Origin of the sequence: Flavobacterium sp. LC2016-01 (assembly GCF_009711135.1) — a bacterium.
Classification (GTDB): Bacteria; Bacteroidota; Bacteroidia; order Flavobacteriales; family Flavobacteriaceae; genus Flavobacterium.
On record NZ_WMIC01000007.1, the window covers coordinates 63,878 to 85,295 of the forward strand.

The following is a 21,418-nucleotide window of genomic DNA, read 5'->3' on the forward strand; positions in this document are numbered from 1 at the left end:
AGTTTCAGGATTGTTTTTTCGGAGTTAAAACCGATTTGATCATGGCGTCTTCTTTCAAAATCACATTGTAGTAATACAATTCGCCAAATAATTGTCTAGCAAATTCAGCTGTGATATAACGGTTAACCAAAGCTTTTGTTTTATCTAACTTTAAATCCAGACCAGTCATTGCAATGTAGTTTTTAAACTTCTTGAAATAAACATCTGAATTTTTCATTTCCTCTAAAAATTCATTGAAATGAAGTCCAACAAACGCTTTTCTATTTTTATCCAATTCTTCAAAAACAAAATGTCCAACAATTCCGGTTTGCAATAAATAAGCAACATTTTCATTTCCGTGCTCTGCTTCCATCGGAACAAAAACATCGGGAACAATGCCGCCACCGCCGTAAACAATTTTGCCTTTTGGAGTTTTAAATTTCAATGAATCGGCCACTTTTATGCTGTCTTTCGCATAAAGTTCTCCAGATTTTATTCTGGATTCTGATTCTTTAAAATATTCTTCATTTCCTTTTTTATAAGGTTTCTGAATCGATCTTCCTGTAGGTGTGTAATAACGCGCCACAGTCAATCTCACTGCAGATCCGTCATTAAAATCCATTTCGCGCTGTACTAATCCTTTCCCGAAGGAACGGCGCCCAACGATAGTACCTCGATCATTATCCTGAATGGCTCCAGCCAAGATTTCACTGGCAGAAGCACTGTTTTCATTAATCAGAACATAAACTTTTCCGGTTTCAAAACTTCCGGCTTTTGTTGCGTATGTTTTTTCGGTTGTGCCGTTTTTATTTTTGGTAAAAACGATCAACTGTTTGTCTTTCAAAAATTCATCGGCAATAGCTACAGCTTCTTCCATGTAACCGCCACCGTTGTCACGAAGATCAATAACCAGTGACTGAATACCGCTTTGTTTCAATCGAGTCAAACCAGTTTTAAACTCATTATATGTAGTTTCGGCAAAACGGTTGATTTTGATATAACCTGTATTATTTCCAAGCATCAAAGAAGCATCAACACTTTTAATGGGAATAATATCTCTTTTGATTTTAAATTTCAGTTTCTTTTGTTCCGATTTTCTAAAAACCGTCAATTCGATTTCAGAACCTTGAAGCCCTTTTAATTTCGAAAATAAACTATCAGAAGGAAGTTTTCGTCCGTATAATTTTGTTTTTCCTGCAAATAAAATTCGGTCGCCAGATTTTAGTCCCGCTTTCGCAGAAGGTCCGTTTTCAATAGGTTTTATGATTGCAACAGAATCTTTATACATATAAAAATTAATCCCGATTCCAACAAAATCACCTTTCATGCTTTCGGCAACTTCGGCTTGTTCACTTGGCGGAATATAAACGGAATGCGGATCTAATTTTGATAAGATATTATCAACTGTCAGATTAACAATTGAATCGGTATTGATACTGTCGACATATTCATTATTAATAAAATCGATCAGTTTATTTAATTTGGTTTTCGAGTAATTTTTAGCCAAAAGCTGATCATCTGCGGGAGCATTCATCAGGCTTCCGAGTACGGTTCCCAGAGCAAAAGTAGCTCCGATAACAATTGGCAAATATTTTGGATTAAATTTCATTACTCTTCTAAAACAGGAATATGTTCGACTTCGATACCCGCTTTTAACAAAAATTGAAGTCCGGAATCATCTCTATATCCATTATGATAAACCACTCTTTTAATTCCTGACTGATGTATCAATTTACTGCATTCTTTACATGGTGAAAGTGTGATATACAAAGTCGCACCTTCACAGGACTGCGTTGACCGTGCTACTTTTAAAATTGCATTTGCTTCGGCATGAAGGACATCCCATCGGGTCAGTCCGTCTTCATCTTCGCAGCAATTTTCAAATCCAGATGGCGTTCCATTGTAACCATCAGAAATGATCATTCGGTCTTTTACGATAATTGCGCCTACTTGTTTGCGTTTGCAATACGAAAGCAAACTCCATTCTTTTGCAATTCTCAAATAAGCTTTATCGTATTTGTTTAATTTTTTTATCTCCATTTATTTTATCTGTTCCAAATTGGGCTTTCAATAATCATCGGAATCACAACTCCAACAATAAAAGCCGACATTACAAGTGCCCAGTCGCGTTTTGAAAAACGAAATACGGTCTGCACTATATATGATAGTATCAAAACTACGAAAACCACAACTAACTGAGCTGCTTCGATTCCTAACGCAAATTCTCCTAAAGGTAGTAATTTTGACGTTGCCGAACCTCCTAAAATTGTTTTAAAATAATTTGAGAATCCAAGTCCGTGTATAATTCCAAAAAACAGGGTAACCATAAAAATTAAATTTACACCTTCATTTTTAGTTGCTTTTCCTGCTGTAAAAAGATGATACAAGGCGGTTATCAATATCGTTATTGGAATTAAAAACTCTACAAGATTCACTTTTACTGCAATTATTCCAAAAACAGAAAGTATTAATGCTACTGTATGACCGATTGTAAAAACCGAAACCAAAAGCAAAATGCGTTTCCAATCTTTAAAAACATAAGGAACCGTTAGTGCGATTAAAAAAAGAACGTGATCGTAGGCATTGATGTCTAAAACATGTTTTAGTCCTATCTGAAAATAAATCCAAAATTCTGACATAGGGGTTGTAATATTAAATGATTAGGGGATGTAAACTTACGATTTATTTTGAAAATTTCGTGAAGTCCCTCCGTAAAAACAACGCAGAAAAATAAGTTAAATTTTATGAGAAATTTAAAATTATGAATTAAAATAACTTTTATCTTTGTTTAACAAAAACCTTAATTAATTATGTCATTTTCAGAATTATTTGATAGCGAATTCAAACAAAGAAATAAAGGCCATTTCTCAGCTATTGTTCGCGTAGCTTTAGCAGATGGAATTGTATATCCTGAAGAAAAACAATTCTTAGATAAACTTGCTTCTCGCTTAGAAATTACAGAATCAGAGTACGAAGAAATCCTTAGCGATCCATTAAAATACCCAATTAATCCGCCTTATTCATACGTACAGCGTTTAGAGCGTTTATATGACTTAACAAGAATGGTGCATGTTGACCACCACCTTGAAGACAAACAAGAAGTATTGTTAAAAAAGATAAGTGTAGCTTTAGGATTCACTCCAAGCAACGTGGATTATATCATTGCAAAAGCATTGTCTTTAGTAGATCAGAAAGTTGACGGAGATACTTTTATTTACGAAATGCAGCACATGCATAAATAGTATTCAGTAATCAGTTTTTAGTATTCAGTTTTATACTGAAAATTTGACTGTGAATGAAATTATAAAACAAACCCGATAATTTGATTATCGGGTTTTTGTTTTGATCCTATATTCTAAACGATTATTTTGACTGAGTAATATTTATGTTATCAAAATAATCCCCATCTTCAAGTGCAATAGAAAGAACTCTTTCAGCATTGGTCGTATTTTTATTCATTGTTATTATAATGGTTTTACCATTCTTTCTTTCTAATTGAAATTCTGAATTCGTAACAACAAAGTTTTTAGCAAACGTATCAACTTTACCTAAATCAATCATTACCTTATTTAATGCAATTCCGTTCAGCCACCAACTCTCACCTTGTGTTGTAATGGTTATCGAATTACTTTCAGAAGTAACAGTGGCGGTTTTTTGAGAAAGTTTAATATTGTCTTCCCATTTTCCTATAATTATATCATCGTTTTTATCATTATTACAGGAAATGGTTAAGAATGACAAAATGGCTAAAAGAGTAATAGTTATGTTTTTCATATGGTATATTTTAAAGTTTAACTAATTAAATTAATAAATATTTTCATACAAATATAAATAAGTGTTTTCAAAAAAAAGATCCTTTTTTATTAAACTTATTGGATTTGATTTTAAACTCATATTCAACCATGAAAACTTAAACAAAAAAACCTAACAGGATATAAAAACCTGTTAGGTTGACTATGATTGAATACTAAAAACTGAACACTGAATACTTTTATTCAGCTGCCATAAATTCTTCAGCTTTTATCACCATATTTTTGCTTCCGCAGAAAAACGGAACTCTTTCATGTAATTCTGTCGGTTGGATTTCCATAATTCTTCCAAAACCGTCTGTTGCTTTTCCTCCGGCTTGTTCTGCAATAAAAGCCATAGGATTACATTCATATAATAAACGTAATTTTCCTTTTGGTGCTTTTGAGCTTGTTGGATATAAATAAATGCCGCCTTTTATCATATTTCGATGAAAATCAGCTACAAGACTTCCTATATATCTTGAAGTATAAGGTCTGTCCTCTTCTTCACGCTGACAATATTTAATGTAATTTTTTACTCCTTGCGGAAAATGAACATAATTTCCTTCGTTTACCGAATAGATATTTCCGTTTTCTGGAAACTTCATATTTGGGTGTGAAAGATAAAATGTACCAATTGCCGGATTCAGTGTAAAACCATTTACTCCATGTCCGGTGGTATAAACCAGCATTGTCGAAGTTCCATAAATCACATAACCTGCTGCCACTTGATTGATTCCCGGCTGTAAAAAATCCTCGCTTGTTACCGGGGTTCCTATCGGTGTAATTCTTCTGAAAACAGAAAAAATAGTTCCCACAGAAACGTTTACATCAATGTTTGAAGATCCGTCAAGCGGATCCATTAAGATCACGTACTTATTATTATGACTGTTGTCGCTCCCCTGAACAGTTATAAAATCGTCGTTTTCTTCAGAAGCAATACCACAGACAATCTCACGGTTTATTAACGTCTGGATAAATACTTCGTTGGCATAGACATCTAATTTTTGCTGGTCTTCTCCCTGGATATTCTGTTCACCTGCGGCGCCAATAATATCCACTAATCCTGCTTGGTTAACTTTATAGTTTACGACTTTTGCCGCCAAACGTATAGAGTTGATAATCCGGGAAAGCTCTCCCGACGAATACTGAAATGCTTTTTGGTTCTCAATAATAAACTCTCCCAGTGTTTTATTGCGTTCTTCCATTGCTATATCGTTATAGTTTTAATTTAAAGTCACAAATATCGCTTATTTTGTGAGAATGATTTAAAAATTATTTTGTTAGTTTGCTACTATTGTATATTTGCTAATTAATAGCAAAAAGTACCTTATAAATAAATGCTTTTTTAGCTAATAAACACTTAATAATACGAATAAATGAATATTAGAAAAGGAAATCCCGAAGACATGAAATCGGTTTTAGGATTAATTCAGGAGCTGGCAATATTCGAAAAAGAACCTGAAGCTGTAGTAATTACAGAAGAAGATTTAGTTCGTGACGGATTTGGAGAAAAACCTCTTTTTCAGGTTTTTGTGGCAGAGATTGAAAGTGATTCTGAAGAAAGTAAAAATGGAAAAGAAATAGTTGGAATTGCATTATACTATTACCGCTATTCGACCTGGAAAGGAAAAACAATACACCTTGAAGATTTGATTGTAAAAGAAAAAATGCGCGGTACCGGTTTAGGATCGGCGCTTTATGCTGAAATCATGAAACAAGGAAAAAAAGATAACGTTCGAAGAGTGGAATGGAATGTTTTAGCATGGAATACACCAGCCGTTAATTTTTACAAGAATTCTGGAGCAAGAATTCTGGAAGACTGGCAAGTTGTTCAAATGGATGAAGCAGGAGTTAATTCGTTCTTAGAAAAATTATAAAATTTATTTTGCCACGAATTTCACGAATTAGCACGAATTAATTTGTGGAAATTCGTGGAATTAGTGGCAAAAAAACAAAATACTAGGTTTCAATTTGAATCTGAAATCTGAAATTAAAAATCTAAAATTAAAAATGAGAGTATTTAAATTTGGTGGAGCATCGGTTAAAGATGCAGATGGAATTAAAAACGTTTATGACGTTTTACAAAAAGTAGGTTATGAAGATGTAATCCTGGTAGTTTCGGCTATGGGAAAAACAACAAATGCTCTTGAAGTGGTTATCAAAAATTATTTTGACAAATCGGCTGAGTTAAATTCTTCGGTACAAGAAATAAAAAAGTACCACAATCAAATCTTATTGGATTTATTTGAAGACGAAAAACATGCAGTTTTTACAGCAGTAAACGAACAATTTACTGAGCTGGAATACTTTTTAGCGCATAACAAATCGCCAAATTACAATTTCGTTTATGACCAGGTAGTAAGTTTTGGAGAATTAATTTCTACCAATATTTTAAGTCATTATATGAATTTCAGAGGAATTCAAACGCAATGGCTTGATGTCCGCAACTTCATCAAAACTGATGCAACTTACAGAGATGCCGAAGTTGACTGGGAAGCTACACAGCAAAATATCAGCAAAAATGTGCCGCGTAAAATTTTAAATATCACGCAAGGATTTTTAGGTGCCGATGAAAACAACTTTACGACAACTCTTGGCCGTGAAGGTTCAGATTATACGGCTGGAATTTTTGCTTACTGCTTAAATGCCGAAAGCGTAACCATCTGGAAAGACGTTCCTGGAGTTATGAATGCTGACCCGCGTTATTTTGAAAATGCAAGTTTGTTGAACCAAATTTCGTATCGTGAAGCAATCGAATTGGCGTTTTACGGAGCGACAGTTATTCATCCAAAAACATTACAGCCGTTACAGAAAAAAGAAATTCCGTTATACGTAAAATCATTCATAAATCCTTTATTAAAAGGAACTTGCGTTTCTAAAGGTGTTGATCTTGAACCGCAATATCCATGTTTTATTGTAAAAAGAGAACAGCTTTTAATTTCGCTTTCGTCAATTGATTTCTCTTTTATTATGGAAGAGCATATCAGTGAGATTTTTGGATTATTCCACGAATTTAAAATCAAAGTGAACCTAATTCAGAATTCTGCGATTAGTTTCTCTGTTTGTGTGGAAGATAAATTTGGAAATTTCAACGAATTGAACGCCATTCTTTCGAAAAAATTCAAAGTAGATTACAGCGAAAATGTAACACTTTATACCATTCGTCACTTTACAGAACAAGCTGCCGAAACGGTTGAAAAAAACAAAGAAGTTTTATTGAAACAAGTGAGCCGTGAAACAATGCAGATTGTGACAAAAGAGCTAAACTAATATTGCTTTATAAAAGGTAATTATTTCAATTCAAATATATTTTAGAAAGGCTTCACTTTAATGTGGGGCCTTTTTTTGTTTACCTCGCTCTATTATTCTCCGATTGTTCAATTTCAGATTTCTTATAAGTTGTTTTTTTAGAATTCCCAAAATTATAAGTTGCAATAAGTTTAAAGTAATTACTCGTATACGTTCTATGGTAATAAATTTGAGTCTGCCCAACATTATAATCTCCAGAAACCATAAACTTGTGAAAGATATCATTGGCTGAAAAATTGAGCTTTAAAGTATCACCGAAAAAATTTCTTTCAATTCCTAAAGTTACTGTCGAACGGCTGTTTTCACTTCCCAATCCATAACTTCTGTCACTTAAATACCAAGCCAAAAGCTGAAGCTTGAAAAGATTTGTAATCGTAAAAGTATTATTGGAATACAAATAAAATTGAGGTTTCACAGGACTAAATTCAAATGCATAAAAATTATCTACAGATTTCTGCCACGTTATACTCATTGTATTGGTAGAGTTCCACCATTTGACGTTAAAAGATCTAGAAAGCGAACTAAAAAAAGTGTGTCCTTTTTCCAAATTTAAAGCTCTTAAAACATAACTATTGGGTGTGTCACCGCGCAAAGCAGCAGCAGAAATCGGGTCGATTTTATACGTATATCCTATTTTAAAATCGAACTTTTTATACATTGTACCGATTTCAAAAGCGTGTGTTTTTTCTGGAACTAAATTTGGATTTCCTTCAATTGTAGTAAATGGATCTTGATAAACAACATAAGGATTCAAAGCCTGATATCTTGGCCTTGTGATTCTTGCAGCATACGAAAAATGTACTTTCCAATCGTCTGAAAAATCAAAATTTAAAAGTGCGTTTGGAAAGAGGTTACTGTAACTTTTTTCAAATTCCTGAACTTTATTTGCATTTGTAAACAAATTATAATTCGTTTTTTCTGCTCTTACACCAAGCGAAAAATTGAAATTATCATTCCAAGTTCTAACATAGTTGAAATAAGCAGCTACAATTTTTTCATTGTATTTAAAATCACTCGAAAGCTTCTCGTCTAATTCAAAATCCAAATTATCATCAGAAATCAGAAAAGCAGTTCCCGATTTTATCGTTGCATAACTAATCTTTGCTCCCGTTTCAAGTTTTGTTTTTTCATCTATTTTTTTTGTATAATCTGCCTGAACTGCAATTATATTAATCCTGCTTCCCACATTATTCTTTAAATACCTTTCTAGATCTGTTTCTTCAACAAAACTGTTTTCCTTAATTTGATCTCCTATTGTCAGATTGTAATTGGAAAATTGAGAACCAATAAACAATGTTGAACCTTTTTGATCTGTTTCCCTATTATAATTCAAATTAACAAACTGATTCAATAAAACATCATTTCGATCAACATCTGTGGCGTAAAAACTACTTCCGAAACTATTTTCTATAGTATTTGTGCTTTTTGTTATTCCTCCTAAATCATTGACATTACCGCTGTAAGCCAACGAAATATAATTAGCTGCATTAAAACTATATTGAAGTCCTACTCCAAAATTTGAATAATTATTGAATCTTCTTTTCCAATCTGTTGTCAATTCAGATTTTATGTATTCATCAGGATTTGGGCGCGTTCTGGTAGTGTATAACAATTCACGATTTCTACCCAATTGCAAACCGTAATTACTTATAAAAGAAAACTTTCCTTTAGAATAACTAAAATCAAAAAGCGAGTTATAGCTTGTTCCTCCAAATTTAGAAACCGAAACATGCTGGCTTGCCGTTCCTATTACACCACTTTCAACGTTTTGTTTCGTCACAATATTGATAACCGCTTTTCCTTCGGCATCATATCTGGAAGACGGATTTGAAATGACTTCTATTTTCTGAATTTGAGAAACCGGAATTGCAGCAAAACGGTCGTAATTAATCAAAACTCCATTTAAGTAAATAATAGCTTCTCCTTTTCCGATCACGCTTATTTCTCCATCGGCCACTGTAACATTTGGAACTCTTCCTAATAATTCATTTACAGAACTGCTCGTTGCGAGAACCGTTCCGTTTACATTAACATCAATATTTCCGTTTGCACCATATTTTATTAATGAAGGCTGGCTTTTTATAATAACTTCATTTAATTGATTTTGTATGACGATAATGGGACCTAAATCAACATTTTCTTTTCCCTCGTATTTCACACTCAAATAACGATCTGCAAATTCTGCTGCATTTAATTTTAAAAGAATTTCTTTTTGATTGATATCCGACAATTGAAAAACGCCATCAAAAAAATCCAATTGTTTAATGATTGTAGAATCCTGAACAGATAAGACTGTTGCGGTTCCCATCATTAATTCATTATTTGAATTAATCACTTTTCCAGATATTTTCTGAATGGATTGCGCGTTTGATTGGGTTGCATTTAGAAGAAAACAAGAAATGTAAGCGAATACCAGAATTAAAAACTTCATGAATTTTTGTATTTAAAATTTGACTTTGTGAGAACAAAAGTCAGTTTCAAATCACAAAATGAGGTAATCGAAAGCGAAATCAGGAGTACGAATTTATAAATCGAGACTCTGTTTATGCATCCAGAGACTGAATTTGATAATTCAAAGGCGTAGTTCCGGTATGTTTTTTAAAAGCCGCAAAAAATGTCGATTTGGAATTAAACCCAACATCGTAACCTATAGATTCCAAGGTCAGTTTGTCATTTGAAGTTATTATTTTACAAGCCTCATTTATTCGGAACTCATTCACAAAACTGGTGAAATTCTTATTCAAATTATTGTTTAAAAACTGAGACAATTGATGGCTCGAAATAGTAAGTTCCTGAGACAAATCCTGTAAAGTGAGGTTTGAGTTTTTATACCATTCTTTTTCAAGCATAATTTTATCCAATTTTTCTAATAAAATTGTGGCTTCCGCCGAATCTATTTTTTTACCAGAATTTTTGGGTCCATTCAATAAAAACAAATCCTCTGTCTTTTTTCGGTACAAAAGAATCGAAATAATTAAATACAGAATAAACGAAAAAACAACCGCACCACTAATATAAGTTGCCGCCGGAGCATGCATTATAGCCAGAAAATAAAAAAGAAACAATAACAAATTGCTCAGAAAAATCATCCCAAACCACATTTCTGATGGAGTTGTTTTATGTTTTCTGTTTATGATTTTTGCCAATATTCCTCTGATTTCAAATCCAGAAACTACGATATAAACAAACCATTGCAAATAAATAACCTTTATAAAATAGCGTTTCCAAAGCAAGGGATAATATTCATACGGATAAATAATTCCGATCGAAACAATAAATATTCCCCAGAATAAAAGTGTAATTTTCCAGGATTTTGGCATTATATTAATTTCGGCAACAGCTGATTTTAGAAAATAATAAAGAAAAGGTCCAATAAAAAAACAAGCCGTAAGCCCAAATTGCAAATATGTTTTTGGCAAGGCTGGATTAAAATATATAAATACAGATTTCCCTATTCTGATGCTTAGTGCAAATAAAAGTGCGCCCAGAAAATAATTAGTCAGGTATTTTTTCTTGGTAAAGAAAAAGAAATATACACCCAGAATAATTCCGTTGAAAACTCCTAAAGCACTAAAAAAGAATAAGAGTTCTTTACCTGTGTCCATTTTTAAATTTGTTTTATCCTCACAAAGCTAAAGAAAAATTGATTTTGATTGATCGCCTTTTTAGTTTTAATACAAAATAAGATTATTCCTAAGATTAAAATATTTAACTAATTTTATAATGCTTAAAGAAAAATCAAATAATATTAGAAATTGCCGAATTAATGGAAAACGACAGCGAGCCAAGCGAAGAAGAAAAAAATAAATGGATAAACAACCCCGACAACTGGATTTGGGGACTTTTCTATTACAACCCAAAAGATAAAAGACTTTTTCCTCCCAAGCGAATAAAAGAGTTTGGTTATACTACTAATTTTGCTAATCCTAATTCTGTTTTTGCAATCATTATTCTAATAGTAATTCTTACTGTTGTAGGAAGACATATGCATTAGAAGCTATTTCCTAATCATAAAAACTAAAATATCTTCAGCAGCATTTCACAATTATAAATACTACTTTTTGAATTTTAGAGTTTAAGACATTTATGATGAAAAAATTACTTTTTTTTCATTCAATGAGAGCCCTTTTTACTAAATTACAATGGAAAATAGTTAATCGCTATGCAGCATTAATTTTAGAAAAACTTATGTTCAAAAAATATAAATTACTTATTATTTTTACGCTTACAGAAATTCTTATTGCATTGTTTGCCCTTAGTAATTTTGTAAAAGACAACCATCAATTCATATCACTTTTAACTACGGTCTTTTTACTGGTTATTCCCTTTTTCTACTATTTGCTAACGAGAAAAAAACAAACAGAACTTACTTTTTGGTTCGTTTTTTATTCGGTATTTAAAATAACGCCTTACCTATTTTCAATGGAAAATAATTTTTTCGAAAAATTGTTTCTGTTGAAAATCTATTTAAACATCGCTTTCTTGCTATTCCTGACTTGGAAAGCATTTTTGTTTTTAAAAAATTTCAAAAAAACAGCAAAGCAAAAAGAAAACATTGAGCAAGATGCACATTCAATTATTACAAACTCTTTAAAAAAGTCGGTACGTTTTGAAAAATTAGGAAAGATGATTGCCTTTGAAATTTGCTCATTCTATTATTGTTTTATAAAATGGCAAGGTGATAAAAAAACCGAAAACGACTTTTCAGGATATTACAATAGCGGTGTCAGCGGTCTTTATTTTGGTTTGATGCTTGTTTCTGTTTTTGAGGCGTTTGGTTTTCACGCACTCTTAATTTCCCGAAATAAAACTTTAGCTATTTTATTACTAGTACTTCATGTTTATTTGTTAATCAATTTAATTGGTCATCTAAAAGCTATTTTTTTCAGAACTCATCTTGTATTGTCTCAAAAAATTGTCCTTCGGTATGGTCTTTTTGAAAGCACAGAAATTCCTATGCATTCGATTTCATCAATCAATAAATTCGAAGGCGATTATGAAAAAAGTCCTGAACTTGTAAAATATGCATTATTAGGTAAACTGGAACCACACAATATTTCATTAGAATTAAAAAACGATCAAAATTTCAAACTCCCTTTTGGAATAACAAAAAACTCAAAAAAGGTATTGTTCTATATTGATAATGCAAATGACTTTATAAATGAAACAAGACTCAAAATAGAGGAAACCCAAAGTCTTAAAAATGTATAAATGCAAAAGCAGTTGTGATTCGCTCAGAACTCATCAATAACTCATTATAAACAAAATAACCAACCAAACATTTCCCAATTATAAATACTACTTTTGGCTTTTTAGAGTTAAAGTATTTATGTTGAAAAAATTACTTTTTTTAACGGTTTTTATCTGGTTTTCTGCGCTTCAGGCTCAGGAAACAGAATCATCGTACAAAACAAAAAAAGTAATTGCAGCGCGCGATACCATTCATCTTGAAAAAGTCAGCATAAATCCGAGTTATTTTCAGCTTCTGAATACCAAAAATGAAGTTATCGATTCTTCTTTTTATAAAATAGATTTTCAAAAAGGAACACTTCTTTTAAATGAAAAATTCACTTCACTTTCAGATACTTTAATTGTCAATTATTTAAAATATCCAGATTTTATAACCAAAGAATATAGTCTTTACAAAGCAGATCAAGTGGTCAGCAACGAAGCCGGTTCTGAAAAACTGTATAAAATTGACAACGCCAATACTAAAAAAGTTGTCCCCTTTGATGGTTTAAATACTTCTGGAAGTATTACGCGTGGCGTTACCGTTGGGAACAATCAAAATACGGTTTTAAACTCTAATCTAGATTTACAGATTGCAGGAAAAATCTCAGACAAAGTCAGTTTGCGGGCCTCGCTTCAGGACAATAATATTCCGCTTCAAGATGGCGGTTATTCACAAAAGCTGGATCAGTTTGATAATATTTTCATGGAACTTTTCAGCGACGATTGGAACATTCGCGCAGGCGATGTTTTTCTGGAAAATCACAAAACGCAATTTCTAAATTTCAACAAAAAAGTTCAGGGACTTTCTGCAAGTTTTGATTTTGATACCGGAAAAAGCAAAACCAATGTCTTTGCTTCAGTTGCTTTTGTAAAAGGCCAATATGCCAAAAGTACTTTTACAGGGCAGGAAGGAAATCAAGGTCCGTATAAATTAAAAGGTCAAAATGGCGAATTGTACGTTTTAGTTATTTCTGGTTCAGAACGTGTTTATGTAAATGGCGTTTTGCTGAAACGTGGTGAAAATAATGATTATGTGATCGATTATAATGCAGGTGAAATTGTTTTTACGTCGCTTTTTACCATTACTTCTGAAATGCGTATTAACATTGAATACCAATATTCTGAACGAAATTACAACAGACTTGTAACGTATGCCGGCGGTTCGCATGAAACAAAAAATTGGAGTTTTGGCGGTTATGTTTATTCTGAAAGCGATTTAAAAAATCAGCCTTTGCAGCAAAATCTTTCAAAAGATCAGGTTCAAATTTTAGGTCAGGCCGGCGATAATCCAGATTTGATGAAAGCACCATCAGCATTTGAAGATACCTATTCGGACAATAAAATTTTATATAAAAAAATGCTCATCAATTCGGTTGAAGTTTATGAATATTCGAACAATTCTGCTGATGTTTTGTACAATGTCAAATTCAGTCTTGTTGGCAATAACGCTGGAAATTATATTATTCAAAACAATAATTCGGTTGAAAGAATTTACGAATATGCTCCTCCTGTAAACGGAATTCTTCAAGGAAATTACGAACCCGTTGTGCAATTGGTTCCGCCAATAAAACTACAGGTTGCGACCTTTTTAGGGAAATATAATCCAAATGAAAAAACGTTAGCCGATTTTGAACTCGCTGTAAGCAACAACGACAAAAATTTATTTTCGAGTATTGATGATGCAAACAACGAAGGAATTGCTTTTAAGACCAATATCAAAAAACGTCTTTTTACTAAAAGCTGGACGTTAGATGCTTTTGCAAATTATCAATTTGTGGAGGAAAATTTTAAGTCGGTTGAGCGTTTGTATAATATTGAATTTAGTCGTGACTGGAATTTAAACACGACTCTTTTGGGGAATCAGAGTCTGCTGGCGACTGGTTTTAATTTTGATTTATTTGCGAAGAAGAAAACGTCGAATGTTGGATTATTGACGTATCAATTTGAGAAATTAGATTTCAGCGAAAGTTATGCAGGAACGCGCCACACCACTACGGCTTTTTTTAAAATAAAGAAATGGACTTTTGAAAATCAGGGAAGTTTTTTGAATTCTGATGCCACAACTTCGGTTTCAAAATTTATTCGAAATCAGACCCGAACCAAATATCATTTTGGAAAAAACTGGATTGGCGCCAGTATGCAGCTTGAGGACAATCAGGAAAAAGATAAAGTTACGAATCAGTTTTCGGCCTTGAGCCAAAGATTTTCAGAATTTGGAGGTTTTGTTGGGCGTGGCGACAGTACCAAAGTTTTTGTAGAAATCGGTTTTCTGCAACGCAAAAATGACAGTTTGCAAAACGGATTATTGAAGCATGTCAACAATTCGCAGACTTATTATTTGAGATCAAAATTGATTCAGAATAAAAAAACAAATCTGGCGGTTTATGCGAGTTATCGAAATTTAAATTTTACAGATCCAAATCGAAGCAATGAACCTTCATTGAATTCAAGAATTTTATATAATGACCGTTTCTTTACTCAATTAATGCAAATTGGAACTACTTACGAAACCAGTTCAGGAACTATTGCACAGCAAGAATTCACGTATATTGAAGTCCCAACTGGCCAAGGTGTTTATACTTGGAACGATTACAACGGCAACGGAATTAAAGAACTGGAAGAATTTGAAATTGCGCAGTTTCCAGATCAGGCGCGCTTTATCAGAATCTTTTTGCCCAATCAAGTTTACATTAAAACCAATCAAAATAAATTTTCGCAGTCGCTGATTTTGAATCCAATGCAATGGCAAAATGAAAAAGGTTTGAAGAAATTTGCTTCTTATTTCTATAATCAAACTTCCTTTATTATGGATCGAAAAGTAAAAAGTAAAGGTGAACGTTTGGAGCTAAATCCGTTTGATTCTTCAGAAGAAAATATATTGGGATTAAATTCAAGCTTAAGAAACAGTTTGTATTTTAACCGAGGCAAACAGAAACATTCTGTTACTTATTCTTATTTGGTCAATAAAGGTAAAAATCTGCTGTCTGTAGGATCACAAAATGTTACGAATAATTCGCATCAATTGCAGTATATGCATTTGGTTCAAAAAACGTGGCTCTTTAATTTTTTCACCAAAACAATAAAAACGAATTTAGTTTCAGAAGATTTTATAGAGAAAAATTATGATTTGAGAGGTTATCAGCTTGCGCCAAAAATCAGTTATTTATTTTCGAAAAATACGAGTTTAGATGTCTTTTATGAATTTCAGAATAAAGAAAATCAGATTGGCAATTTAGAAACTTTAGTTCAAAACAGACTGGGAACTTCATTCTCATTTGCTGGTGAGAAAAAAGTAACACTGAATGGTGAATTTTCTTTTTACGAAAATAAATTTACCGGAAATGAATTTTCATCAGTAGGATATCAAATGCTGGAAGGTCTTCAGGCTGGACAAAATTTAGTTTGGAAATTGCTGCTTCAAAAAAATATAACGTCATTTTTAGATGTTAATTTAAACTATCAAGGCCGTAAAAGTGAGACTGGAGCAACGGTTCATACTGGAAATGTACAACTTCGCGCTTACTTTTAATAATATAAGGAAAAAACCTACGTTTAAATAAAAATAAATTGATTAATTTTAATTTGAATTTTAAACTTGTAACCTCATGAAAAAATTATTTTTAATTTGTTTTCTAGTTGTTTTATCTGGAAATTTCTATGCTCAGGAAACTACAACAGCCACCAAAGCCAAAAGCGAAGCAACTGCTAAAAAGAAAAAAGCAGATAAAGCGGCAGCGGATGCAAAAAAAGAATCAGCCAAAGCTACAAAGTCGGCGGATGAAGCTACCAAAGCATCGACAAAAGCTAAAAAAGAAACAGCAAGTGCAAAAAGTACAGCAGATAAAGAAGCCGCAAAAGCAAAAAAAGAAACTTCAAGCGCAGCTAAAAAATCAGCAGAAAAAGAAGCTACAAAAGCAAAAAGCAGCGCCGATAAAGCCAAAAGCAGCGCAGACAAAGCTAAAAAAAGTGCCGATAAAAAAGCAGAAAGCACCACAACTGATGTAAAAAAATCAGCAGCCCGCGCCGACGCAGCATCAAAAGCAGCTAAAAAAGATGCTACAGCAGCTAAAAAAACCGCCACAAAAACTTTAAAAGAAACAAACGAAAAAGCCCCAGCTGTTCCGGATAAAGTTACGGGAGAATACAATGGAAAAAAAGTATATACAGGTCCAAGAGGCGGTAAATACTACATTAACAAAAATGGAAATAAAACTTATATTCAAGAGTAAGCAAAGGTGCTGAGGGACTAAGGTGCTAAGGTTCAATATGAGACTTTGAAGCCGAACTTATGTTCGGCTTTTTTATTTACTAAGCAAGAAAATCTTAGAACCTTAGTGCCTCAGTATCTTAGCAACTTAAATAAAATATAGAGTTAATAATTTAGTAATATGTCCGAAATATCATCAGAAACATATTTCTTTATCTTCGTTTTCAAAAAGTGTTAAACTATGAGCATTGACTATTCTGCGAACAAAACAATTTTAGTTGCTCCATTAAACTGGGGATTAGGCCACGCCACAAGATGTATCCCGATTATCAAAGCGCTTCAAGAGAATAATTTCATTCCGATTATTGCTTCTGATGGAGTTGCACTTGCCTTATTGCGAAAAGAATTTCCGTACATACAAACTTTAGAATTGCCTTCTTATCATATTGAATATGCAAAAAATGGCAAAAATTTTAAATGGAAGCTGATTAAGAATCTTCCTAAAATGATTACAGCTATTTTAGACGAGAAAAAAATAGTGAACGGCTGGATTAAAAAACACGGAATTGATGGTATCATTTCTGACAATCGTTTAGGTGTTTTTAGCAGAAAAATTCCATCTGTTTTTATGACACATCAATTGAATGTTATGACAGGAAACACTACTTGGTTTACCAGTAAATGTCATCAACACATTATCAAAAAATATACAGAATGCTGGGTTCCTGATACAAATGGAGAAACTAATCTTACGGGCGAATTAGGTCATTTAAAAACCAATCACCTTAATCTAAAATATATTGGGCCGTTGAGCAGAATGCGTCAAAAAGAAACGCCAAAACAATATGATTTAATGATTATTTTGTCTGGACCTGAACCTCAGCGAACCTATTTGGATGAAAAACTTCAAAAAGAGGCCGCTAATTTTAAAGGAAAAGTGGTATTTATACAAGGCCTTGTAGAAAAAGTGCAAAGCAAATGGCAGGCTGGAAATGTTACATATTACAATTTCATGAATTCAAAACAGCTGGAACAAACTTTTAACGAAAGTGATTTTGTTCTTTGCCGTTCAGGATATACGACTGTTATGGATTTGGCAAAATTGGGCAAAAAAGCCTTTTTTATTCCAACTCCAGGGCAATATGAACAAGAATATCTGGCGATAAAACTTCAGGAAGAAAACTTGGTACCGTATGCAATGCAAAACGACTTTACCATTGAAGATCTTTCAAAAGTAAAGTCGTTTAAAGGATTGTCCCAATTTAAAAATGATATTGACTGGGATGCTTTATTTTCTGTTTTTGAGGAATAATTCTAGAAGTTGAACTGTGCTTGCAAACGCAATAGATTCCCCTCTTGTCTATTAACAGGGCGGGCGCTGTCTTCAAAAGTTCTGTCAGCGATAACATATTCGGCTGTTAATTCGAATGCTTTGATTGGCTGCCATTCGATACCAAATTGATAATCTCTTACGACATAACTTCTGGAATCCTTTTCATATTTCTTGCCTCCGTCATAATATTGAAATTGAGCAAAAGGATAAATATGCTGTTTCTTGAAATCCCATTTATAATTAAGTAAAACATAACCTCCATTCAAACTCTTTTCGTCAACAGTATTTGTTGCTGGATTATAACGAGGTCCTTTACCAATATTGTATTCGGTTTGGATTCCGAAAGGTTTTGGATACAAAACAAAAGTCGCCCCTACTCTTTCATCTTTCACATATTTAGGATCATTAACAATAACACCGGTTGAAATTTCGTCTGTAAAAGCCCACTTCCCATCATAGGCTTGAATTCCGGGTTCAATAATCTGGCTGCCAATTACAAAAGGATAAGATACTCTGGCCACTACATTCAAATCTCTGTTTGCATCTATTTTATTAGCGATCTGTCCATTATAAACTCCAAATGCAAACACACCAAAATCACCTGAACCTTTATAACCATCTCTTACTAACATTGCAAAACGCTCTCTGATTTCGGCAGGTGCCCAATAAAAAATCATTCCTAAATCGCGTTCATTTGCTATTGAACTGTTTATAGCATCGGCACGATCTAATGTTAAACGCTGTGAACTCGACTGCATGTTAATGAATCCATACGGAATTTTACTTTGTCCTACACGAACGCGATATTCTCTTTTCTTATCAAAAGAAAGATCAAAATATAAATCACGAATTTGAACAAAATTTTGGATTCCAGTAACTGGTGAACTGGCAAAATCAGGCTGGAAATAGAAAAATACATTTGGATGAACCTGACCAGAAAACACTAAACGTGCACGACGAATAAAAAGTCCGTTGTTTGCTTTTGCATCTGGAGCTGTTGAAGTTGTTCCCCAAGATCTGTCACATTGATCGCACGAAACTTTATCATTTGTTGAGAACAAACCATTATATCTTATCTGGGCATAACCTCTTAAAGAGATTTTATCGTACCAATGTTCTTCAACTCCTCCTCCAGATTTAGTGTCCGGAAGTTTTGCTTTATTGATAGAATCTAAAATACGCATTACTTCGTTTTTTACATCCTGTTTATTTAATTCCTGCGCATTAGCGGCTCCGCAAATAAGCAGTAATAAAACTGCAGTGATTATTTTTTTTATCATTTTTCTATTGCCCTTAATTTCAAGATGCAAAGATGTATCACCTATGTTAAGAAATCATTAACAAGATGTTACTATAATAAAAATTTAATGTTATGACGCGAAGTCAAATGTTGATTTATTGTTAAACCTTTAATTTTACAGCTTCTGAAAAAACTGCTGTTACAATTATTTAACCTAAGTTTTTAGTGTTTTATTGGCTTTTTCGAGTGTAAAAGAGAATTCAGAACCAATTCCGAATTCACTTTCTACATAAACTTTCTCTTTATGAGCCTCAATAATATGTTTTACAATTGCTAATCCTAAACCAGAACCTCCTTCAGAACGTGTTCCGCTTTTGTCCACTCGGTAAAAACGCTCAAAAAGTCTCGAAATATTTTGTTTCTCAACACCTTCACCATTATCACTAATTCGGATTAAAACTTTTTTCTTGGTAAGATTTACAACACCAACTTCAGTCAAACCGCCTTCTTTTCCGTATTTAATAGAATTGACAATCAGGTTTTCCAGCACTTGCTGAATTCTGTCCTGATCACCGCGAATAATTACCGACTGAACATTTTTGCTTTCAAAAGCCAGTTTGATTTTCTTTTTATCGGCCTTCATCTCCAATAAATCAAACACATTCTGAATCAATTCAACAATATCAAAATCAGTCATATTTAAATCTAAATCACCCGATTCTAATTTGGTAATCATATCTAAATCTTCCACAATATAAATAAGACGCTCCACACCTTTCTCGGCACGTTTTAAATATTTTTTTCTGATATTCTTGTCATCCATTGCACCATCCAACAAAGTCGAAACATAACCTTGAACGGTAAACAATGGCGTTTTAAGTTCGTGCGAAACATTTCCAAGAAACTCTCTTCTATATTGTTCACGAATTTCGAGCATTTCGATTTCAAGCTTTTTATCGGTTGCAAACTTTTTCACTTCTCGCGAAAGCGTTTCCATATCGGTTGTGATGGGCTGATTTATAAGCGGTGTCGATTCTAAAAGCGAAACCTCATCGTAAATCTTTTTTACCCTTCTGTATATAAATCTTTCAACACGATATTGAAGCACCAAAAAAGAGAAAATATAAATTGAAATTATAAATATTATTCCAAAAGCAATTTGATGATTCAATTGATTTTTATAAAATAAAGACATCAGCATCAAGACAAATCCTGTTGCAAACAGACTTATATATAAAGCCGACTTAATCGCAAATTTGTATGTTTTTTTAAAATTGATTTTCATTAAAAGTATTGAACCATTAAGAGATTAAGTAAAATTAAGTTTAACTCAAAAACCATATAAGAAACTGGAGTTCTGATAAACTTCAATTTCTTATATGGTTTAAATTTAGTGAATGTTTTAATAATTTGAATCAGTTTAAATCTAAACTGAGATTCGATTTTTGCCAAGCCTTAGAATCTTAGCATCTTAGAACCTTAGTATCTTAAAAAGATTAAACTTCAAATTTATAACCAACACCTTTTATGGTTTTAAAAAGGTCTTCGCCAATTTTTTCTCTAAGTTTTCTGATGTGAACGTCAATTGTTCTTCCTCCAACTACAACTTCATTTCCCCAAACTTTGTCCAGAATTTCATCTCTTTTAAAAACTTTTCCTGGTTTTGAAGCTAATAAGTAAAACAATTCGAATTCTTTTCTTGGTAAAGCGATTTCAACGTTTCCTTTTATGATTTTGTATTCTTCGCGGTTAATCTCAATTCCGCCAACATTTATTGTATCAGTAACGACTTCTTGTTCTTTTAATCTTCTTAACAGCGCCTTTACTTTGCTTACCAATAATTTTGGTTTTATTGGTTTTGTAATATAGTCATCAGCACCTGCGTCAAAACCAGCTACTTGCGAATAATCCTCGCTTCTTGCGGTTAAGAATGTTATGATAACATTATTTAATTCTGGAATTTTTCTGATGTGTTCACAAGCTTCCATCCCGTCCATTTCGGCCATCATTACGTCCATAATGATTAGTTCCGGCAATTCTTTCTGAGCCTTTGCTATAGCTTCTTTTCCGTTCGAAGCTGTTACAATCTGGTAGCCTTCCTGCGCAAGGTTATAGCCAACGATTTCTAAGATATCTGGTTCATCGTCAACTAATAAAATCTTGGTTTGTGTTTTTTTCATAAATAGCAAAAATTGAGATTTTTACATCAAATTCTCTGTAATATATATTCGATGTTTTTTATTTCACAGCGTAAAGATAGTAACAAAATAACCGTTAAAAATTACGGTTAACGGTAATTTAATCTGGTAACAATTTGATAATCTTAG

At 32.8% G+C, this 21,418-nt stretch carries 18 protein-coding genes; 8 read left to right on the forward strand and 10 right to left on the reverse strand.

The window, feature by feature from the left end:
* Nucleotides 1-4: 4 nt before the first annotated feature.
* From GKZ88_RS15200 to GKZ88_RS15210, 3 genes are read right to left on the reverse strand one after another with little or no spacing between them, the layout of a single operon-like run.
* The gene (locus tag GKZ88_RS15200; RefSeq protein ID WP_155103207.1) at nt 5-1,588 is read right to left on the reverse strand and encodes a S41 family peptidase; all 1,584 of its coding nucleotides are present in this window, start codon (nt 1,586-1,588) and stop codon (nt 5-7) included.
* Nucleotides 1,588-2,019, reverse strand: coding sequence for a dCMP deaminase family protein (locus GKZ88_RS15205; protein WP_155103208.1), 432 nt, complete (start codon nt 2,017-2,019; stop codon nt 1,588-1,590). Before GKZ88_RS15205 ends, GKZ88_RS15200 begins: the two co-directional genes overlap by 1 nt.
* 5 nt (nt 2,020-2,024) lie before the next feature.
* Nucleotides 2,025-2,618: a HupE/UreJ family protein gene (locus GKZ88_RS15210; protein ID WP_155103209.1), complete on the reverse strand. Its 594-nt coding sequence runs from the start codon at nt 2,616-2,618 to the stop codon at nt 2,025-2,027.
* Between the two features lie 171 nt (nt 2,619-2,789).
* On the opposite strand from GKZ88_RS15210, the gene GKZ88_RS15215 reads away from it, so the two are divergent.
* Nucleotides 2,790-3,221: a TerB family tellurite resistance protein gene (locus GKZ88_RS15215; RefSeq protein ID WP_155103210.1), complete on the forward strand. Its 432-nt coding sequence runs from the start codon at nt 2,790-2,792 to the stop codon at nt 3,219-3,221.
* A 121-nt stretch (nt 3,222-3,342) separates the two neighbouring features.
* On the opposite strand, the gene GKZ88_RS15220 is transcribed toward GKZ88_RS15215, so the two are convergent.
* On the reverse strand, nt 3,343-3,753 hold the full coding sequence (locus tag GKZ88_RS15220) for a hypothetical protein (protein WP_155103211.1): 411 nt from the start codon (nt 3,751-3,753) through the stop codon (nt 3,343-3,345).
* A 217-nt stretch (nt 3,754-3,970) separates the two neighbouring features.
* Complete coding sequence (fbp, locus tag GKZ88_RS15225) at nt 3,971-4,975, reverse strand: class 1 fructose-bisphosphatase (RefSeq protein WP_155103212.1); 1,005 nt, start codon at nt 4,973-4,975, stop codon at nt 3,971-3,973.
* A gap of 171 nt (nt 4,976-5,146) precedes the next feature.
* Here fbp and GKZ88_RS15230 point away from each other — a divergent pair, with 171 nt between their 5' ends.
* Together GKZ88_RS15230 and GKZ88_RS15235 are read left to right on the forward strand one after the other, a co-directional pair.
* Nucleotides 5,147-5,647 (forward strand): GNAT family N-acetyltransferase, encoded by a 501-nt coding sequence (locus GKZ88_RS15230; protein ID WP_142451686.1) that lies wholly within the window; start codon nt 5,147-5,149, stop codon nt 5,645-5,647.
* 133 nt (nt 5,648-5,780) lie between these two features.
* A complete protein-coding gene (locus GKZ88_RS15235) occupies nt 5,781-7,040 on the forward strand; it encodes an aspartate kinase (protein ID WP_155103213.1) in 1,260 nt (419 codons plus the stop codon).
* 79 nt (nt 7,041-7,119) lie between these two features.
* Here the strand turns inward: GKZ88_RS15235 and GKZ88_RS15240 are convergent, their stop codons facing one another.
* Together GKZ88_RS15240 and GKZ88_RS15245 are read right to left on the reverse strand one after the other, a co-directional pair.
* A complete protein-coding gene (locus tag GKZ88_RS15240; protein ID WP_155103214.1) occupies nt 7,120-9,510 on the reverse strand; it encodes an outer membrane beta-barrel family protein in 2,391 nt (796 codons plus the stop codon).
* A gap of 112 nt (nt 9,511-9,622) precedes the next feature.
* Entirely contained in the window at nt 9,623-10,684 is a 1,062-nt protein-coding gene (locus GKZ88_RS15245; RefSeq protein WP_155103215.1) for an AraC family transcriptional regulator, read from the reverse strand.
* A gap of 161 nt (nt 10,685-10,845) precedes the next feature.
* Here GKZ88_RS15245 and GKZ88_RS15250 point away from each other — a divergent pair, with 161 nt between their 5' ends.
* The 5 genes from GKZ88_RS15250 (at nt 10,846) to GKZ88_RS15270 (ending at nt 17,830) form a co-directional block, all read left to right on the forward strand.
* Entirely contained in the window at nt 10,846-11,073 is a 228-nt protein-coding gene (locus tag GKZ88_RS15250; RefSeq protein ID WP_155103216.1) for a DUF5808 domain-containing protein, read from the forward strand.
* A gap of 428 nt (nt 11,074-11,501) precedes the next feature.
* Complete coding sequence (locus tag GKZ88_RS15255) at nt 11,502-12,290, forward strand: hypothetical protein (protein ID WP_155103217.1); 789 nt, start codon at nt 11,502-11,504, stop codon at nt 12,288-12,290.
* Between the two features lie 118 nt (nt 12,291-12,408).
* Nucleotides 12,409-15,840 carry a hypothetical protein gene (locus GKZ88_RS15260; RefSeq protein ID WP_155103218.1) on the forward strand — a complete coding sequence of 1,144 codons (3,432 nt, stop codon included), beginning with the start codon at nt 12,409-12,411 and terminating at the stop codon, nt 15,838-15,840.
* A gap of 76 nt (nt 15,841-15,916) precedes the next feature.
* Nucleotides 15,917-16,540 (forward strand): hypothetical protein, encoded by a 624-nt coding sequence (locus GKZ88_RS15265; protein ID WP_155103219.1) that lies wholly within the window; start codon nt 15,917-15,919, stop codon nt 16,538-16,540.
* A gap of 219 nt (nt 16,541-16,759) precedes the next feature.
* On the forward strand, nt 16,760-17,830 hold the full coding sequence (locus tag GKZ88_RS15270) for a glycosyltransferase (RefSeq protein ID WP_155103220.1): 1,071 nt from the start codon (nt 16,760-16,762) through the stop codon (nt 17,828-17,830).
* A 2-nt stretch (nt 17,831-17,832) separates the two neighbouring features.
* Here the strand turns inward: GKZ88_RS15270 and GKZ88_RS15275 are convergent, their stop codons facing one another.
* The 3 genes from GKZ88_RS15275 to GKZ88_RS15285 all read right to left on the reverse strand — a co-directional run bounded on the left by GKZ88_RS15275 (nt 17,833) and on the right by GKZ88_RS15285 (nt 21,271).
* Entirely contained in the window at nt 17,833-19,131 is a 1,299-nt protein-coding gene (locus GKZ88_RS15275; protein WP_155103221.1) for a porin, read from the reverse strand.
* Between the two features lie 174 nt (nt 19,132-19,305).
* The gene (locus GKZ88_RS15280; RefSeq protein ID WP_155103222.1) at nt 19,306-20,376 is read right to left on the reverse strand and encodes an ATP-binding protein; all 1,071 of its coding nucleotides are present in this window, start codon (nt 20,374-20,376) and stop codon (nt 19,306-19,308) included.
* Nucleotides 20,377-20,587: 211 nt separating this feature from the next.
* Nucleotides 20,588-21,271, reverse strand: a complete 684-nt coding sequence (locus GKZ88_RS15285; protein ID WP_155103223.1) for a response regulator transcription factor — start codon at nt 21,269-21,271, stop codon at nt 20,588-20,590.
* Between the last annotated feature and the right edge of the window lie 147 nt (nt 21,272-21,418).

Excerpts from the sequence above, each read along its gene's own strand:
- GKZ88_RS15220 (WP_155103211.1), bottom strand. The coding sequence starts at position 3,753 with ATGAAAAACATAACTATTACTCTTTTAGCCATTTTGTCATTCTTAACC.
- GKZ88_RS15210 (WP_155103209.1), bottom strand. The coding sequence starts at position 2,618 with ATGTCAGAATTTTGGATTTATTTTCAGATAGGACTAAAACATGTTTTA.
- GKZ88_RS15205 (WP_155103208.1), bottom strand. The coding sequence starts at position 2,019 with ATGGAGATAAAAAAATTAAACAAATACGATAAAGCTTATTTGAGAATT.
- fbp (WP_155103212.1), bottom strand. The coding sequence starts at position 4,975 with ATGGAAGAACGCAATAAAACACTGGGAGAGTTTATTATTGAGAACCAA.
- GKZ88_RS15235 (WP_155103213.1), top strand. The coding sequence starts at position 5,781 with ATGAGAGTATTTAAATTTGGTGGAGCATCGGTTAAAGATGCAGATGGA.
- GKZ88_RS15255 (WP_155103217.1), top strand. The coding sequence starts at position 11,502 with ATGGAAAATAATTTTTTCGAAAAATTGTTTCTGTTGAAAATCTATTTA.
- GKZ88_RS15215 (WP_155103210.1), top strand. The coding sequence starts at position 2,790 with ATGTCATTTTCAGAATTATTTGATAGCGAATTCAAACAAAGAAATAAA.
- GKZ88_RS15240 (WP_155103214.1), bottom strand. The coding sequence starts at position 9,510 with ATGAAGTTTTTAATTCTGGTATTCGCTTACATTTCTTGTTTTCTTCTA.
- GKZ88_RS15265 (WP_155103219.1), top strand. The coding sequence starts at position 15,917 with ATGAAAAAATTATTTTTAATTTGTTTTCTAGTTGTTTTATCTGGAAAT.
- GKZ88_RS15245 (WP_155103215.1), bottom strand. The coding sequence starts at position 10,684 with ATGGACACAGGTAAAGAACTCTTATTCTTTTTTAGTGCTTTAGGAGTT.
- GKZ88_RS15200 (WP_155103207.1), bottom strand. The coding sequence starts at position 1,588 with ATGAAATTTAATCCAAAATATTTGCCAATTGTTATCGGAGCTACTTTT.
- GKZ88_RS15250 (WP_155103216.1), top strand. The coding sequence starts at position 10,846 with ATGGAAAACGACAGCGAGCCAAGCGAAGAAGAAAAAAATAAATGGATA.
- GKZ88_RS15285 (WP_155103223.1), bottom strand. The coding sequence starts at position 21,271 with ATGAAAAAAACACAAACCAAGATTTTATTAGTTGACGATGAACCAGAT.
- GKZ88_RS15280 (WP_155103222.1), bottom strand. The coding sequence starts at position 20,376 with ATGAAAATCAATTTTAAAAAAACATACAAATTTGCGATTAAGTCGGCT.
- GKZ88_RS15270 (WP_155103220.1), top strand. The coding sequence starts at position 16,760 with ATGAGCATTGACTATTCTGCGAACAAAACAATTTTAGTTGCTCCATTA.
- GKZ88_RS15275 (WP_155103221.1), bottom strand. The coding sequence starts at position 19,131 with ATGATAAAAAAAATAATCACTGCAGTTTTATTACTGCTTATTTGCGGA.
- GKZ88_RS15260 (WP_155103218.1), top strand. The coding sequence starts at position 12,409 with ATGTTGAAAAAATTACTTTTTTTAACGGTTTTTATCTGGTTTTCTGCG.
- GKZ88_RS15230 (WP_142451686.1), top strand. The coding sequence starts at position 5,147 with ATGAATATTAGAAAAGGAAATCCCGAAGACATGAAATCGGTTTTAGGA.